General features: G+C 67.9%; 18 protein-coding genes. 10 read left to right on the forward strand and 8 right to left on the reverse strand.

Annotated features, from left to right (window positions below):
* Window positions 1–46 precede the first annotated feature (46 nt).
* Complete coding sequence (locus tag VQ067_RS09480; RefSeq protein ID WP_003130478.1) at window positions 47–607, forward strand: NAD(P)H nitroreductase; 561 nt, start codon at window positions 47–49, stop codon at window positions 605–607.
* Here the strand turns inward: VQ067_RS09480 and VQ067_RS09485 are convergent.
* The 7 genes from VQ067_RS09485 to VQ067_RS09515 all read right to left on the reverse strand — a co-directional run bounded on the left by VQ067_RS09485 (window position 588) and on the right by VQ067_RS09515 (window position 5249).
* Entirely contained in the window at window positions 588–1064 is a 477-nt protein-coding gene (locus VQ067_RS09485) for a hypothetical protein (protein ID WP_023099379.1), read from the reverse strand. The two genes, VQ067_RS09480 and VQ067_RS09485, sit on opposite strands and share 20 nt — an antisense overlap.
* A gap of 43 nt (window positions 1065–1107) precedes the next feature.
* Window positions 1108–2445: a sensor histidine kinase gene (locus VQ067_RS09490; protein WP_003091493.1), complete on the reverse strand. Its 1338-nt coding sequence runs from the start codon at window positions 2443–2445 to the stop codon at window positions 1108–1110.
* 114 nt (window positions 2446–2559) lie between these two features.
* Window positions 2560–3000 (reverse strand): Spy/CpxP family protein refolding chaperone, encoded by a 441-nt coding sequence (locus tag VQ067_RS09495; protein ID WP_003091492.1) that lies wholly within the window; start codon window positions 2998–3000, stop codon window positions 2560–2562.
* Window positions 3001–3128: 128 nt separating this feature from the next.
* Window positions 3129–3806: a response regulator transcription factor gene (locus VQ067_RS09500; RefSeq protein WP_003091491.1), complete on the reverse strand. Its 678-nt coding sequence runs from the start codon at window positions 3804–3806 to the stop codon at window positions 3129–3131.
* 10 nt (window positions 3807–3816) lie between these two features.
* On the reverse strand, window positions 3817–4185 hold the full coding sequence (locus VQ067_RS09505) for a hypothetical protein (protein WP_003111064.1): 369 nt from the start codon (window positions 4183–4185) through the stop codon (window positions 3817–3819).
* Window positions 4186–4360: 175 nt separating this feature from the next.
* Complete coding sequence (locus VQ067_RS09510; RefSeq protein ID WP_003091489.1) at window positions 4361–4660, reverse strand: YciI family protein; 300 nt, start codon at window positions 4658–4660, stop codon at window positions 4361–4363.
* Between the two features lies 1 nt (window position 4661).
* Window positions 4662–5249, reverse strand: a complete 588-nt coding sequence (locus tag VQ067_RS09515; RefSeq protein WP_003091488.1) for a septation protein A — start codon at window positions 5247–5249, stop codon at window positions 4662–4664.
* A 215-nt stretch (window positions 5250–5464) separates the two neighbouring features.
* Here VQ067_RS09515 and VQ067_RS09520 point away from each other — a divergent pair, with 215 nt between their 5' ends.
* From VQ067_RS09520 to VQ067_RS09545, 6 genes are all read left to right on the forward strand, one after another.
* Window positions 5465–6352 (forward strand): PHP domain-containing protein, encoded by an 888-nt coding sequence (locus VQ067_RS09520; protein ID WP_003091487.1) that lies wholly within the window; start codon window positions 5465–5467, stop codon window positions 6350–6352.
* Window positions 6349–6978 carry an L-threonylcarbamoyladenylate synthase gene (locus VQ067_RS09525; RefSeq protein ID WP_003091486.1) on the forward strand — a complete coding sequence of 210 codons (630 nt, stop codon included), beginning with the start codon at window positions 6349–6351 and terminating at the stop codon, window positions 6976–6978. Before VQ067_RS09520 ends, VQ067_RS09525 begins: the two co-directional genes overlap by 4 nt.
* 172 nt (window positions 6979–7150) lie before the next feature.
* A complete protein-coding gene (locus VQ067_RS09530) occupies window positions 7151–7903 on the forward strand; it encodes a segregation and condensation protein A (RefSeq protein WP_074241337.1) in 753 nt (250 codons plus the stop codon).
* 145 nt (window positions 7904–8048) lie between these two features.
* A complete protein-coding gene (scpB, locus tag VQ067_RS09535; protein WP_033990920.1) occupies window positions 8049–9047 on the forward strand; it encodes an SMC-Scp complex subunit ScpB in 999 nt (332 codons plus the stop codon).
* A 61-nt stretch (window positions 9048–9108) separates the two neighbouring features.
* On the forward strand, window positions 9109–9639 hold the full coding sequence (locus tag VQ067_RS09540) for a hypothetical protein (protein ID WP_003114836.1): 531 nt from the start codon (window positions 9109–9111) through the stop codon (window positions 9637–9639).
* Between the two features lie 114 nt (window positions 9640–9753).
* A complete protein-coding gene (locus tag VQ067_RS09545) occupies window positions 9754–9936 on the forward strand; it encodes a DUF1289 domain-containing protein (RefSeq protein ID WP_003091481.1) in 183 nt (60 codons plus the stop codon).
* Between the two features lie 6 nt (window positions 9937–9942).
* Here the strand turns inward: VQ067_RS09545 and gap are convergent, their stop codons facing one another.
* Window positions 9943–10947: a type I glyceraldehyde-3-phosphate dehydrogenase gene (gene gap, locus VQ067_RS09550; protein ID WP_003111068.1), complete on the reverse strand. Its 1005-nt coding sequence runs from the start codon at window positions 10945–10947 to the stop codon at window positions 9943–9945.
* A 129-nt stretch (window positions 10948–11076) separates the two neighbouring features.
* Between gap and edd the strand changes: the two genes are divergently transcribed.
* The 3 genes from edd to gltR all read left to right on the forward strand — a co-directional run bounded on the left by edd (window position 11077) and on the right by gltR (window position 14764).
* Window positions 11077–12903, forward strand: a complete 1827-nt coding sequence (gene edd, locus VQ067_RS09555; protein ID WP_023111536.1) for a phosphogluconate dehydratase — start codon at window positions 11077–11079, stop codon at window positions 12901–12903.
* Window positions 12904–13005: 102 nt separating this feature from the next.
* Entirely contained in the window at window positions 13006–14001 is a 996-nt protein-coding gene (locus tag VQ067_RS09560; protein ID WP_003091477.1) for a glucokinase, read from the forward strand.
* Window positions 14002–14035: 34 nt separating this feature from the next.
* The gene (gltR, locus tag VQ067_RS09565) at window positions 14036–14764 is read left to right on the forward strand and encodes a two-component system response regulator GltR (protein ID WP_003091475.1); all 729 of its coding nucleotides are present in this window, start codon (window positions 14036–14038) and stop codon (window positions 14762–14764) included.
* Window positions 14765–14780 lie beyond the last annotated feature (16 nt).

A 14780-nucleotide genomic window follows, 5' to 3' on the forward strand; every position in this document is an offset into this window, starting at 1 on the left:
CGATTGCGTCTACAATGGCGATTTCGTTTCTGACAGGAGTTCGCCCATGGAGGCTCTCGACGCCTTGCTCACTCGCGTTTCCCACGCCCGCCTGAGCGATCCCGCGCCCTCGCCGGAGCAGCTCGACCGGCTGTTCCGGGTCGCCTTGCGTGCCCCGGACCACGGGCAACTGCGGCCCTGGCGCTTCATCGTGGTAGAAGGCGAAGGCCGCCGGGCCCTGGGCGACCTCTACGCCCGCGCCCTGGCGAGCCGCCAGCCGGACGCCGCCGAGGAAGCGCTGGCCAAGGCCCGCAACATGCCGCTGCGCGCACCGCTGCTGGTCGTGGCGGTGGCCTGCCTGCAGGATCATCCGAAGGTGCCGCATGGCGAGCAACTGCTGGCCGCCGGCTGCGCTGCCCACGGCCTGGTGCTGGGCGCCTATGCCCAGGGACTGGGGGCGATGTGGCGGACCGGCGAGATGGCCACCGATCCGGTGGTGCACGCCGGCCTGGGGCTCGGCGAGCAGGAGCGGATCATCGGCTTCGTCTACCTGGGTACGCCGATGGGCGAGTTGCGCACGCCGACGGAACTCGACCCGACGGCCTTCGTCAGCGCCTGGCCGGGCTGAGCGGCAACAGCAGGCGTACGCACCAATACGCGCCCTGGGCGTGCCAGAGCAGTCGTCCGCCCTGCCAGCCGGCCAGTCGTCGGGCGGCTTCCACGGCCGCCGGCAGCCAGCGCCGGCCTTCTTCCGCCTGGCCGAGGATGTCCAGGCGCAGCCGGCCGTGGCGCGCGTCCAGCGCCGGATTCAGCGTGATGCGCTGCCACGGGCGGGCCTGCGCGGCGCCGCCGAGCAGGCCGTAGAGCGCCTCGTGCAAGGCCGGGCGCCAGCTCTCCAGCGGCCAGGTGCCGCGCTCCGGCAGGCTCAGGTCGAGGCGCGCCCAGCGTTGCCGCAGTTGCTGGGCGACCTGTCCCAGCTCGACCGCCAGGACCAGCGATTGCGGCTCGTCGCCGGGAAGTTCCGGCGGCGCGATGGCCTGGACGAGCGGGCGTTCATCGAGGAACAACGAAGCGGGAAGAGTCATGCCGGATGCTCCTGGGGGAAGTGCCGCGCATCGGGGCGTGGCGTCATTCGGTCGCCTTGCGCCGTAGCGGCAGGCTGAGGGTGGCGATGAAGCCGCCGTCGGGATGGTTGCCCAGGCGCAGGTGCCCGCCGTGGCGCTCGATGGCGCGGCGGGCGATGGCCAGGCCCAGGCCGTGTCCCGGGCTGCTCTGGTTGGGTGCGCGGAAGAACGGTTCGCCCAACTGCTCCTGCAGTTCGACGGCGATGCCTGGCCCATGGTCGCGGACGCTCAGGCGCAGGTAGTCGCCGGCGCTGCTGGCACGCACCTCCAGCGGTTGGCCGGCGGGGTTGAAGCGCACGGCGTTGCGCAGCAGGTTGTCCACCGCGCGCTCGAACATGTCCGGCCAGCCGTCGATGCTCAGGTCAGGCGCCACTTCCAGGCGGATATCCTGCTCCGGAGCCAGCAGCAGGGCGTCTTCGCGCAGCCGCTGGAGCAGCGGCAGCAGGGCGATCCGTTGGCTCGCGCCGGGTTCGGCGTCGAGCCGGGCGAGGGCGAGGATCTCGCCGATCAGCGCTTCCAGGCGGTCGCATTCCTGTTCCAGGCGCGGCCACATCTGCGCCCGCGCTTGCGGTTCGGCGCGCTCGGCCAGGGCCAGGGCGATGCGCAGGCGCGCCAACGGCGAGCGCAGTTCGTGGGACACGTCGCGGAGCAACTGTCGCTGGCTGCCGATCAGGCTTTGCAGGCGTTCGCCCATGCGGTTGAAATCGCGCGCCAGGGTGCCCAGTTCATCACCGCGCCGCGCCAGGCGGGCCAGGCTGTCCTTCTGGTAGGCGGTCTGGCCGAGGTCGTGCACGGCGCGCCGCAGACGGTTCAGCGGACGGGTGATGGACAGCGTCAGCAGCAGGCTGAACAGGGTCAGCACCACCAGTGCGATGCCCAGCGCGCTGAGCGGCCAGAGCAGGCTGCCGCGGTGCCAGGCCTCCAGCTCCGGGTGCGGGATGCGGTAGATGAACAGATAGGTATGGTTGCTCTGCGGGCTGACATATTCCTGGCTCAGTTGGCGCCAGGGGAAGCGCGGCAGGTTGCGGTCGCTGGTGCGCGGCGGGCGGTGGCGGGGGCGCGGCAGGTAGGTGCCGTCGACCAGGCGCTGGCCGCTTTCGTCGAGCACCTGGATGGAAATCCCGTAGTCGCGGCGGCGTTGCTCCAGCAAGCCCTGGGCCGCGTAGCTGCCCTGTTCTTCGTAGAGGGCGGTCCACTGCTCGGCGAGATCCTTCAGGCCGGGATGGCGGGCGATGATCCAGGTGTCCTGGTTCAGCGCGCGACCCAGCAGGATGGAAAGCCCGGCTACCAGCAGCAGGGCCAGCCAGAAGGCGGCGAGGATTCGCCAGAAGAGTGAACGCATGGTTTTCCTGTTGAATCGCATGTCGGGCCGGCCGCGTGGGTAAACCCCTAGGATATGCGATTCCGGCTGGTCGGAAGACCGCTACCGGAGGACCCGGTAGCGGTGGCTCGGACGTCAGTTGGACTTCTTGTCGGCCTTCCATTGCTGGAATTCGGCCCACTCTGCCTTGCGCTGCTCGCGCTTCTTCTGCAGTTCGTCGAACTTCTTCTGCTGCTCGGGGGTGAGCAGGGCGCGGATGTCCTTCTGGGTCTTCTCGTGGCTGGCCTTGAGTTCGTCCTTCAGGGCCTTCTGCTCGGCCGCCGGCAGCTTGGCCAGGTAGCGCTGGGTGATCTCGTGGCGGGCCTTCATCTGTTCGCCCATCAGTTTGCCCATCTGCTGGCGCTGTTCGCGGGTCAGGTTCAGTTCCTTCATCGGGCCGCCATGCCGGGGACCGTGCTGGCCCATCATGTGGCCGCCTTCCATCGGCGGGGGCGGCAGGTCGTTGGCGGCGGGCGCGGCCATGGCGAAGGTCGGCAGGGCGGCGGCGATGAACAGGGCGGTTAGCGTCTTGCGCATGGTGTTTCTCCTTTCTGGGTCCGGCCATTTACCGGATGAGCCCAGTCTAGGGAGGTCAAGGTCAAGCGCGGTCAGCCCTGGGTAAAGCTTGGGTAAAGACCTTGTGTCGGCGGGCTGACGAAACCCGCTCAGTGGCTGTAGTAGTAGCCGCGGCCGCGCAGGGCGAGGATGCGCGGGCTGCCGTCGGGGTGGCTGCCGAGCTTCTTGCGCAGGTTGCTGACGTGCATGTCCAGGCTGCGGTCGTAGAGGGTCAGCTTGCGGCCCAGCGCCAGTTGCGCCAGGGCCTGCTTGTCCAGCGGCTCGCCGGGCTGGCGCAGGAGCGCTTCGAGGATGCGGCTTTCGGAAAGGGTCAGGCTGATCTCCTGGCCGTCGATCTGCGCCACGCCGCGCGTCAGGTTCAGCGACAGGTCGCCCAGTTGCATCTGCGCGCTGGGCTGCGCCGGGTGGGTTCGCCGCAGCACGGCGCGCAGCCGTGCGGTGAGTTCGCGCGGGTCGCAGGGCTTGGCCAGGTAGTCGTCGGCGCCCAGTTCCAGACCGAGGATGCGGTCCAGCGGCTCGCCGCGGGCGGACAGCATCAGCACCGGCAGGTCGGGATGGTCGCCGCGCAGTTGCTTGAGCAGTTCCAGGCCGCTGCCGTCCGGCAGCATCACGTCGAGCACCACGGCATCCGGCGTCTGCTCGGCGAGGGCGCGACGGGCCTGGGCGCCGTCGTGGCTGGCACGCACGGAGAAACCTTCCTGGACCAGCCAGGTACCGAGCAGCTCGCAGAGCTCCCGGTCATCGTCGATCAACAGCAGTTCGCTCATCGGGTGTCGCTCAATTGATCCATTCGCGTCGCTGTCGCCGGCGGCCGCGGCTCAGGGCGCCGAGGACGAACGCGAGCAGGGCGGTGGCGGCGCCGGCGACATACCAGGTCTGCTCTTCTGTGAGCAGCGGCGGTTGCCGCTGCGCCTGGGCCGCCTGCAACTGCTCGCGCAACTGGCGGTTCTCCTGGCGCATACGACTGACCAGTTCGTCGCGCTGGCGTTCCGTTTCCACCAGGCGGCGCTCCAGTTCGGCGGTAGCCTGCGCAATGGAAGGCTGCGCGGCTGGAATCGGTGCTGGCGCGGGTTCCTCGGCCTGGGCCAGGGAAGCTCCCAGGCTCAGGCTCAGCAGCAGGCAATGGGCAGTGGATGGACGCATCATGACTCCTTGTACCGATGAAGCGACGGATTGCACTGTCTTCCGGTTCGCCCTTCCGGCTTGGCGAAAGCGCCGGGCCGGCCTGGTTGCGCTGCGGCGGGCACCGGAAAGCGGCGTCCGGTGCGAAAACGTTTGCCGGGAGGGCGACCGGGCCGGCCGCCGGTACCCGGCGACTGCCTCAGGGCAGGACTTTCTTGAACGGCTTGACCACCACCTCGGCATACACCCCGGCGGCCCGGTAGGGGTCGGCCTCGGCCCAGCTCTGCGCCGCGGCCAGGGAATCGAATTCGGCGACGATCAGGCTGCCGGTGAAGCCGGCGGCGCCCGGGTCGTTGCTGTCGATCGCCGGGTGCGGGCCGGCGAGTACCAGGCGGCCTTCTTCCTTCAGCTGTTCGAGACGGGCCAGGTGGGCCGGGCGGCTGGCCAGGCGGCGTTCCTGGGAAGCGGGGATGTCACGGGCGATGATCGCGTAGAGCATGTCAGTCCTTGGGCTTTTCGCCGGTATCGGCGTCGTGCAGGTGGCGAGCCAGGAACAGGCCCTGGCCGATCAGGAACAGCAAGGTCATGCCGAGGCTGCCGAACACCTTGAAGTCCACCCAGAAGTTCGGATAGGTGAAGACCACGTACAGGTTGGCGAAGCCGCACACCAGGAAGAACACCACCCAGGCGATGTTCAGGCGCACCCAGAGGCCCTGCGGCAACTGGATGGCATGGCCCATGATGCGCTGGATCATCGGCTTGTCGCCGATGAAGTGACTGCCGGCGAAGGCCAGGGCGAACAGCCAGTTGACCAGCGGCGCCTTCCATTTGAGGAAGGTGTCCTCGTGGAAGGCCAGGGTCAGGCCGCCGAGGACCAGGCAGGCGCCGAGGGTGAACCACTGGCTCTTTTCCAGGTGGCGGTGCTTGAGCCAGAGGGCGCCGTAGACGATCACCGAGGCGAGGATCAGGGTCGCGGTCGCGCCGTAGATGCCACTCAGATTGAACCCGGCGAACTCGACGTTCTGAGGGTCTATCTTGTAGACGATGAAGAACAGGATCAGTGGGATGAAATCGATGAATTGCTTCATGGTGGCAGTCAGGACACGGTTGAAGCGGCATAATAGCAACCTCTGGATGTTCTGAAACAGTCATCCTGTCTTTCCGAATGCGTCAGGCCTGTGCCGCAGGCGCATTCGCCAGGTGGAGCAGGCTCCCCGGACCCATGAACGGTACGTCTCGATACCGCGAGGCAGCGAATCGGCGTTGCTTCATCACCATTCTTCACTGGAATCAGGATTCAGCCATGCGTGTCGATCTGCATTGCCACAGTACCGCCTCCGATGGCGTTCTCGCGCCCGCCGCCCTGGTGCAGCGGGCCCACGAGAAAGGCGTCGGGCTGCTGGCGCTGACCGACCACGACACCCTGGAAGGCTTGCCGGAAGCCCACCAGGCGGCCGCTCGACTCGGTATCGAACTGGTCAACGGCGTCGAGCTGTCCTGCACCTGGGGTGGCGCCACCATCCATGTGCTGGGCTACGGTTTCGACCTCGACGCCGCTCCCCTGCGCCAGGCCACCGAAGCCCTGCACCGCGGCCGCTGGGCGCGCGCCGAGGAAATCGACCGACGGCTGGCGGCCAAGGGTATGCCCGGGGCGCTGGAGGGCGCGCGGGCGATCCAGCGGGCCCTGGGCGACAGCGGCAACGCGCCGGCGCGGCCGCATTTCGCCGAGTTCCTGGTCCAGGGCGGCTGGGTCAAGGATCGCGCCGACGCGTTCCGCAAGTGGCTGGGGGCCGGCAAGCTGGGAGACGTCAAGCAGCACTGGCCGACCCTGGAGGAAGTGGTCGGCTGCCTGCGCGAGGCGCGCGCCTGGATCAGCCTGGCGCACCCGTACCATTATGATTTCACCCGGACCAAGCGCCGGCGCCTGGTCGCCGACTTTCTCCAGGCCGGCGGACACGCCATCGAGGTGGTCAATGGCGTGCAGCCGGCCGAACAGGTCGGTACCCTGTCGATCCTGGCCCGCGAGTTCGGCCTGATGGTCACCGCCGGCAGCGATTTCCACGCGCCGGGCGACTGGTCCGAACTGGGCATGTACCGTGCGGTTCCAGAGGACCTGCCGGCCATGTGGCCGCGTTTCGCCAGGCATTTTCGCGATACCGAACGTCATTCCGAAGCCAAGGGGGCCGAATGAGCCAGTTCTTCCAGATCCATCCGGAAAATCCCCAGCCACGGCTGGTCAAGCAGGCGGTGGAAATCGTCCGCCAGGGTGGGGTGATCGTCTATCCCACCGACTCGTCCTATGCCCTGGGCTGCCGCATCGGCGAAAAGACCGCGGTGGATCGCATCCGCCGCATCCGCCAACTGGACGACAAGCACAACTTCACCCTGGTCTGCCGCGACCTTTCCGAGCTGGGGGTCTATGCCAAGGTCGACACCGGCCTGTTCCGCCTGCTCAAGGCGCACACCCCCGGTCCCTACACCTTCATCCTCAGCGCCACCCGCGAGGTGCCGCGCATGCTCCTGCACCCCAAGCGCCGCACCATCGGCCTGCGCGTGCCGAACTGTCCGATCGCCCGGGCGCTGCTGGAGGAACTGGGCGAACCGCTGATGAGCGTGAGCCTGATCATGCCCGGCAGCGGCGAGCCGCTGAACGATCCCTATGAAATGCGCCAGGTACTGGAACACCAGGTCGACCTGATCGTGGACGGGGGCTATGGCGGCGGCGAGGCCTCCACCGTGATCAGCCTGACCGACACCGATCCCGAAGTGATCCGCGTGGGTTGCGGCGATCCGGCGCCGTTCATGCAGCCGGCCTGAGCGCCGCCCGAATCCGCCCACCACGAGCCTACCGATGCAGGACGATAACCCGGTCAACGCCGCCCCCCCTCCAGCCGAACCCGCCGCCGAGCGGGTGCCGCTGCAACTGGCGCTGGTCTACGGCGAGGCGGTCACCGAGCTGCCGCAGGACCTCTATATCCCGCCGGACGCGCTGGAGGTCTTCCTCGAGGCCTTCGAGGGCCCGCTCGACCTGCTGCTGTACCTGATCCGCAAGCAGAACATCGATATCCTGGATATCCCGGTGGCGGAAATCACCCGCCAGTACATGGGCTATGTCGAGCTGATGAAGGCGGTGCGCCTGGAGCTGGCCGCCGAGTACCTGGTGATGGCGGCGATGCTGGCGGAGATCAAGTCGCGCATGTTGCTGCCGCGCTCGGCGGAAGCCGAGGAGGAAGAGGAAGATCCGCGGGCCGAGCTGATCCGCCGCCTGCAGGAGTACGAACGGTTCAAGAAGGCCGCCGAAGACCTCGACGAACTGCCCCGGGTCGGCCGCGACGTGCTGGTGCCGGCGGTGGCTGCTCCCGAGGCGCGGGCGCGCAAGCTGCTGCCGGAGCTGGCGCTGCAGGAGCTGATGCTGGTGATGGGCGAGATGCTGCGCCGCGCCGACCTGTTCGAGAGCCACCAGGTGACCCGCGAGGTACTGTCCACCCGCGAACGCATGAGCGAAGTGCTGGAGCGCCTGAAAGGCGGCGCCTTCGTGCCGTTCATCCAGTTGTTCACCCTGGAGGAGGGCAAGCTCGGCGTGGTGGTCACCTTCATGGCGATCCTCGAACTGGTCAAGGAGCAAATGGTGGAACTGGTGCAGAACGAGGCTTTCGGCGCCATCCATGTGCGCCTGCGGATAGCCCGCGAAGCGGAGGAAGGCGAAACCCTGGAGGAAGCCCTGGAAGGCGATTTCGAGTGATCGCGCCGCGCCGCTGGCCGTTCGTCCCCCCTGCGGACGGTCAGCTTTTCCGAGCTTCCGGCTTCGCTCCCTGCCGTGGCCTGTTAAGCTGCATGCCCGATTCCGCTATCTTTCCCTCTTCCTGGCTCCGGTATCCGTTGCGACGATGAACCTGTCCGATCCCCACGAACTCGCCACCCTGCTCGAAGGCATCCTCCTCGCGGCCGGCAAGCCGCTGTCGCTGGAGCGCCTGGCCGAGCTGTTCGACGAGGCCGAGCGGCCGGAACCGGGGCAGTTCCGCGACGCCCTGGCGATCCTGGCGCTGTCCTGCGCGGGGCGTTCTTTCGAGCTGAAGGAAGTCGCGTCCGGGTATCGCCTGCAGATTCGCGAGCGTTTCTCGCCGTGGGTCGGTCGCCTCTGGGAGGAGCGTCCGCAGCGCTATTCGCGCGCGCTGCTGGAAACCCTGGTGCTGATCGCCTACCGCCAGCCGATCACCCGTGGCGAGATCGAGGAGATCCGCGGCGTGGCGGTGAACACCCAGATCGTCAAGACGCTGATGGAGCGGGAGTGGATCCGCATCGTTGGCTACCGCGAGGTGCCGGGGCGCCCGGCGATGCTGGCGACCACCAAGGCGTTCCTCGATTATTTCAACCTGAAGAGCCTCGACGAGCTGCCGCCGCTGTCGGCGCTGCGCGAGATGGAGCCCGAGCCGGAACCGCCGGTCGAAGTGGCGTCCGCGGCGCAGCCACCGCGCGACGATCTCGACGAGGATGCGATTCCCGCCTCGATCCAGGCCCTGGCCGATCGCGCCATCGCCGAGGCCGGGGAAAGCCTCGAGGAGATCGAGGGCGAGGCCGGCGAGCCGGAGAAACCGCGCGAGGAAACCAGCTTCCGCAGCCTGCTGCTGGAACTGGACGAGATGGAGCAGGGCCTGAAGACCGACTTCGACGACCTGCTCGACCCTCCGGAGCCCTCGGAGCAGGGCGACGAGTCCGCCGAGCCAGCGGCTGGGCCGATTCCCGTGGTCGCGGAGCAAGCCGTCGAGCCTGCCGTCGCGGAGGCTGTCGCGGACGCCGATCCCGATGACGAAGAGCGCGCCCTGGCGGAGGCCATGCGCGAGGAGCGCGAGGCACTGGACGCCGACGACGACTGGCCGCGCCGCTGACCGTCGTTCCACCCTGTAGAATTCATCCGGCCGCTCCGTTTCATCGACCCTGGAACTCCCCATGAAAGAGACCCTGAACGAACTGATCACCCTCATCAGCACCGGCTGCATGGGCGCCGAGGAGATCCGGCGGATCGCCGACGAGGCGGCCCAGGCCTACGCCGATCCGGCAGGGTTCCTCGCCGCCAACCCGGACATCAACTACGACGACAGCTTCCCGATCCCGCTCGGCGAGTGGGTGGTGGTCGGTAGCCTGCCGGATATCGTGCTGTTCCAGGCCGATACCTATGCCGAGCTGTTCGCCCGGATCGTCGCCTCCTTCGGCAAGGACGTGGCGTTCAACATCAAGCCGAAGCAGTTGCTCAAGACCGAGCCGCTGGTCGCCCTCAACCGTATCCAGGTGCAACTGAGCAGCATGTATCCGGAAAAGGGCGGCTACGTGCTGGTGGATTTCAGCGAGCCGCTGGACGACGAGTTGCAGGCGGTGCTGGTCTATACCCAGGACCTGCCGCGGGTCATGGCGCTCTGCGTCGAGGCCGGCATCTATGCCGCGCCTGCCTACGAAAGCCTGCGCGACGCCGAGGCCGAGTGACCGCGGGCCGCTCGATCGGCCCGATAGTCATTCCCTCCTGGACGCCGGCCCACCGCCTGTCGTGAAGTGACGGGCGAGGACCGGTTGCGGTCCGCGCCGAAAAAGGGGGAACGCTTGAAAAGTCCTTGCATCAATATCTGTGAGTTCGATGCCGACGTGTGCCGCGGCTGCGGGCGTACGCGCCAGGAAATCCGTGCCTGGAAGCGCGCGGACAAGGCCGAGCAGCGACTGATCCTCGCCGAGGCCGACCTGCGCCTGCTGGCGTTGCAGGCGCGCGGTCGGCGCAAGTTCCGCTGAGGCGCGTCAGTCGCGGGCGGCGGCCAGCGCCAGGGCGCTGTCCAGCATGCGGTTGGAGAAGCCCCACTCGTTGTCGTACCAGGCCATCGCCTTGACCAGCCGGCCGCTGACCTTGGTGTGGTTGGCGTCGAAGATCGACGAGCGCGGGTCGTGGTTGAAATCCACCGACACCAGCGGCTGGGTGTTGTAACCGAGCACCGGAGAGCCCTCGCTGGCTTCGCGCAGCAGGCGGTTGACCTCGTCTACGCTGGTATCCCGGGCCACCTGCACGGTGAGATCGACCAGCGACACGTTGATCACCGGCACCCGCACCGCCAGCCCGGTAAGCTTGCCGGCGAGTTCCGGCAGGACCTGGCCGACCGCCTCGGCGGCGCCGGTCTTGGTGGGGATCATCGACTGGGTCGCCGAACGTGCGCGGTACAGGTCCGGGTGGTACACGTCGGAGAGGTTCTGGTCGTTGGTGTAGGCATGGATGGTGGTCATCAGGCCGTGCTCGATGCCCAGCTCGCGATGCAGCACCTGGGCCACCGGTGCCAGGCAGTTGGTGGTGCAGGAGGCGTTCGAGACGATCCGATGGGAGGCGCGCAGCACCTCGTGGTTGACGCCGTAGACCACGGTGGCGTCGACGTCCTTGCCGGGCGCCGAGATCAGCACCTTGCCGGCGCCGGCCTGCAGGTGGGCGGCGGCTTTGTCGCGGCTGGTGAAGAGCCCCGTGCACTCGAGCACGATGTCCACGCCGAGGCTCTTCCAGGGCAGTTCCGCCGGGTTGCGGATGGCGCTGACGGCGATGCGGTCGCCCATCACCCGCAGGCTTTCGGCATCGTGCTCGACCTCGCCGGGAAAGCGTCCATGGACGCTGTCGTACTGGAACAGGTGGGCGTTGACCGCGGCGTCGCCGAGGTCATTGATCGCCACTACCTGCAACTGTTCGCGGTAGTGGCCGGTATACAGGGCGCGAAGAACGTTTCGGCCGATGCGACCGAAGCCGTTGATGGCCAGGCGGATAGTCATAATGAGGTCGTCTCTTTTCTATTGTTGTGGTAAAAACCATTACATTTCGTCCAGAAAGAAAAGTAAACATCCTTCAACCGATGATTATGTTGTAAAAACAACAATTGATAGTCTGTAGGAGAATCTGCCATGCACCCTCGTGTGCTCGAAGTCACCCGCCGCATTCAGGCCCGTAGCGTGGCCACTCGCCAGCGCTACCTCGAGATGGTCAGGGCGGCGGCCAGCAAGGGGCCGCACCGCGGCACCCTGCCGTGCGGCAACCTCGCCCACGGGGTCGCGGCCTGTGGCGAAAGCGACAAGCAGACCCTGCGGCTGATGAACCAGGCCAACGTGGCCATCGTTTCCGCCTACAACGACATGCTCTCGGCGCACCAGCCGTTCGAGCGCTTTCCGGGGCTTATAAAACAGGCGCTGCACGAGATCGGTTCGGTCGGCCAGTTCGCCGGCGGCGTGCCGGCCATGTGCGATGGGGTGACCCAGGGCGAGCCGGGCATGGAACTGTCGCTGGCCAGCCGCGACGTGATCGCCATGTCCACCGCCATCGCGCTGTCTCACAACATGTTCGATGCGGCGCTGTGCCTGGGCGTCTGCGACAAGATCGTGCCGGGCCTGCTGATCGGCTCGCTGCGCTTCGGCCACCTGCCCACCGTGTTCGTCCCGGCCGGGCCGATGCCGACCGGCATCTCCAACAAGGAAAAGGCCGCGGTGCGCCAACTGTTCGCCGAGGGCAAGGCCACTCGCGAAGAGCTGCTGGCCTCGGAAATGGCCTCCTACCATGCACCCGGCACCTGCACCTTCTATGGCACCGCCAATACCAACCAGTTGCTGGTGGAGGTGATGGGCCTGCACTTGCCCGGTGCCTCCTTCGTCAACCCGAACACCCCGCTGCGCGACGAACTCACCCGCGAAGCGGCGCGCCAGGCCAGCCGGCTGACCCCTGAGAACGGCAACTACGTGCCGATGGCGGAGATCGTCGACGAGAAGGCCATCGTCAACTCGGTGGTGGCGCTGCTCGCCACCGGCGGCTCGACCAACCATACCCTGCACCTGCTGGCGATCGCCCAGGCGGCGGGCATCCAGTTGACCTGGCAGGACATGTCCGAGCTGTCCCATGTGGTGCCGACCCTGGCGCGCATCTATCCGAACGGCCAGGCCGACATCAACCACTTCCAGGCGGCCGGCGGCATGTCCTTCCTGATCCGCCAACTGCTCGACGGCGGGCTGCTTCACGAGGACGTACAGACCGTCGCCGGCCCCGGCCTGCGCCGCTACACCCGCGAGCCGTTCCTCGAGGATGGCCGGCTGGTCTGGCGCGAAGGGCCAGAACGGAGTCTCGACGAAGCCATCCTGCGTCCGCTGGACAAGCCGTTCTCCGCCGAAGGCGGCTTGCGCCTGATGGAGGGCAACCTCGGTCGCGGCGTGATGAAGGTCTCGGCGGTGGCGCCGGAACACCAGGTGGTCGAGGCGCCGGTACGGATCTTCCACGACCAGGCCAGCCTGGCCGCGGCCTTCAAGGCCGGCGAGCTGGAGCGCGACCTGGTCGCCGTGGTGCGTTTCCAGGGCCCGCGGGCGAACGGCATGCCGGAGCTGCACAAGCTCACGCCGTTCCTCGGGGTCTTGCAGGATCGTGGCTTCAAGGTGGCGCTGGTCACCGACGGGCGCATGTCCGGGGCGTCGGGCAAGGTGCCCGCGGCCATCCATGTGAGTCCGGAAGCCATCGCCGGCGGTCCCCTGGCGCGCCTGCGCGACGGCGACCGGGTACGGGTGGATGGGGTGAACGGCGAGTTGCGGGTGCTGGTCGACGACGCCGAATGGCAGGCGCGCAGCCTGGAGCCGGCGCCGCAGGACGGCAATCTCGGTTGCGGCCGCGAGCTGTTCGCCTTCATGCGCAACGCCATGAGCAGCGCGGAAGAGGGCGCCTGCAGCTTTACCGAGAGCCTCAACGGCTGGCGCTGATTCTGATAGGTCGATGTCCGCCGGCGCTTGGCTGGCGGCTGTCTCTCCGGCAACATCTGCCGACCGTCCCGCCCTGGCGCGGGGCATTGCGGTTCAATGACGATGAATAACGACAACAAGAGAAGCGCCGGCGGCCTCGGCCTGGTCGGCGATATCGGCGGCACCAATGCGCGTTTCGCGCTCTGGCGCGGGCAGCGCCTGGAATCCATCGAGGTGCTCGCCTGCGCCGACTACCCGCGGCCTGAACTGGCCGTGCGCGACTACCTGGCGCGGATCGGCGAATCGGTGGCGAACATCGACTCGGTCTGCCTGGCCTGCGCCGGTCCGGTCGGGGCGGCCGATTTCCGTTTCACCAACAACCACTGGGTGATCAATCGCGCCGCGTTCCGCGAGGAGCTGGGGCTGGATCACCTGCTGCTGGTCAACGACTTCAGCACCATGGCCTGGGCCGCCTCGCGGCTGGGCGCGGACGAGCTGGTGCAGGTCCGGGCCGGCAGCGCCCAGGCGGATCGCGCCCGGCTGATCATCGGTCCCGGCACCGGCCTTGGCGTCGGCAGCCTGCTGCCGCTGGGCGGGGGACGTTGGGAAGTGCTGCCCTGCGAGGGCGGGCATGTCGACCTGCCGGTCACTTCGCCGCGCGACTTCGCGCTCTGGCAGGGCCTGCAGGCGCGCTACGGACATGTCTCAGCCGAGCGCGCACTGTCCGGCAACGGCCTGCTCGCCCTCTATGAAATCAGCTGTGCCCTGGACGGGGTTGCCGTACGCGCGAGCAGTGCGGCGGAAGTCGGTGCCCTGGCCATGGCCGGCGACGCCCAGGCGGACGCCGTGCTGGAGCACTTCTTCCTGTGGCTGGCGCGGGTCGCCGGCAACGCGGTGCTCACCGTCGGCGCGCTCGGTGGCGTCTACATTACCGGCGGCATCGTCCCGCGTTTCCTCGAGCGTTTCATCGCCAGCGGCTTCGCCGAGGCCTTCGCCAGGCGTGGCAAGACCAGCGGCGCTTACCTGCAGGACGTACCGGTGTGGGTCATGACCGCCGAACATCCGGGCCTGCTCGGCGCCGGGGTCGCCCTGCAGCAGGCCCTGGACGCCGAGGGCTGAGTCGGCGTCGAGCAACCGCATAAGGAGGAGCCTCGTGAGCGCGAACGGACGATCGATCCTGCTGGTGGACGATGACCAGGAGATCCGCGAATTGCTGGAGACCTACCTGAGCCGCGCTGGCTTCCAGGTCCGCAGCGTTTCGCGGGGCGCCGACTTCCGCCAGGCGCTGTGCGAGGAGGAGGCGAGCCTGGCGATCCTCGACGTGATGCTGCCGGACGAGGACGGCTTCAGCCTCTGTCGCTGGATTCGCTCCCACCAGCGCCTGGCCTGCATGCCGATCATCATGCTCACCGCCAGTTCCGACGAGGCCGACCGGGTGATCGGCCTGGAACTGGGCGCCGACGACTACCTGGGCAAGCCGTTCAGCCCGCGCGAGCTGCTGGCGCGGATCAAGGCCCTGCTGCGCCGCGCGCAGTTCACCCAGGTGCGCGGTGGCGACGTACTGGCCTTCGAGGACTGGCGACTGGATACGGTCAGCCACCGGCTGTTCCACGAGGACGGCGAGGAGTTCTTCCTCAGCGGCGCGGATTTCGCCCTGCTCAAGCTGTTCCTCGACCATCCGCAGCAGATCCTCGACCGCGACACCATCGCCAACGCCACCCGCGGCCGCGAGGTGCTGCCGCTGGAGCGCATCGTCGACATGGCGGTCAGCCGCCTGCGCCAGCGCCTGCGCGACACCGGCAAGGCGCCGCGGCTGATCCAGACCGTGCGCGGCAGTGGCTACCTGCTGGCGGCGCAGGTGCGGCCGCACCTGCAGCCATGAGCGAACGGCGGCGCTG

Origin of the sequence: Pseudomonas sp. KBN12P06040, assembly GCF_037574965.1 — a bacterium.
GTDB lineage: Bacteria > Pseudomonadota > Gammaproteobacteria > Pseudomonadales > Pseudomonadaceae > Pseudomonas > Pseudomonas aeruginosa.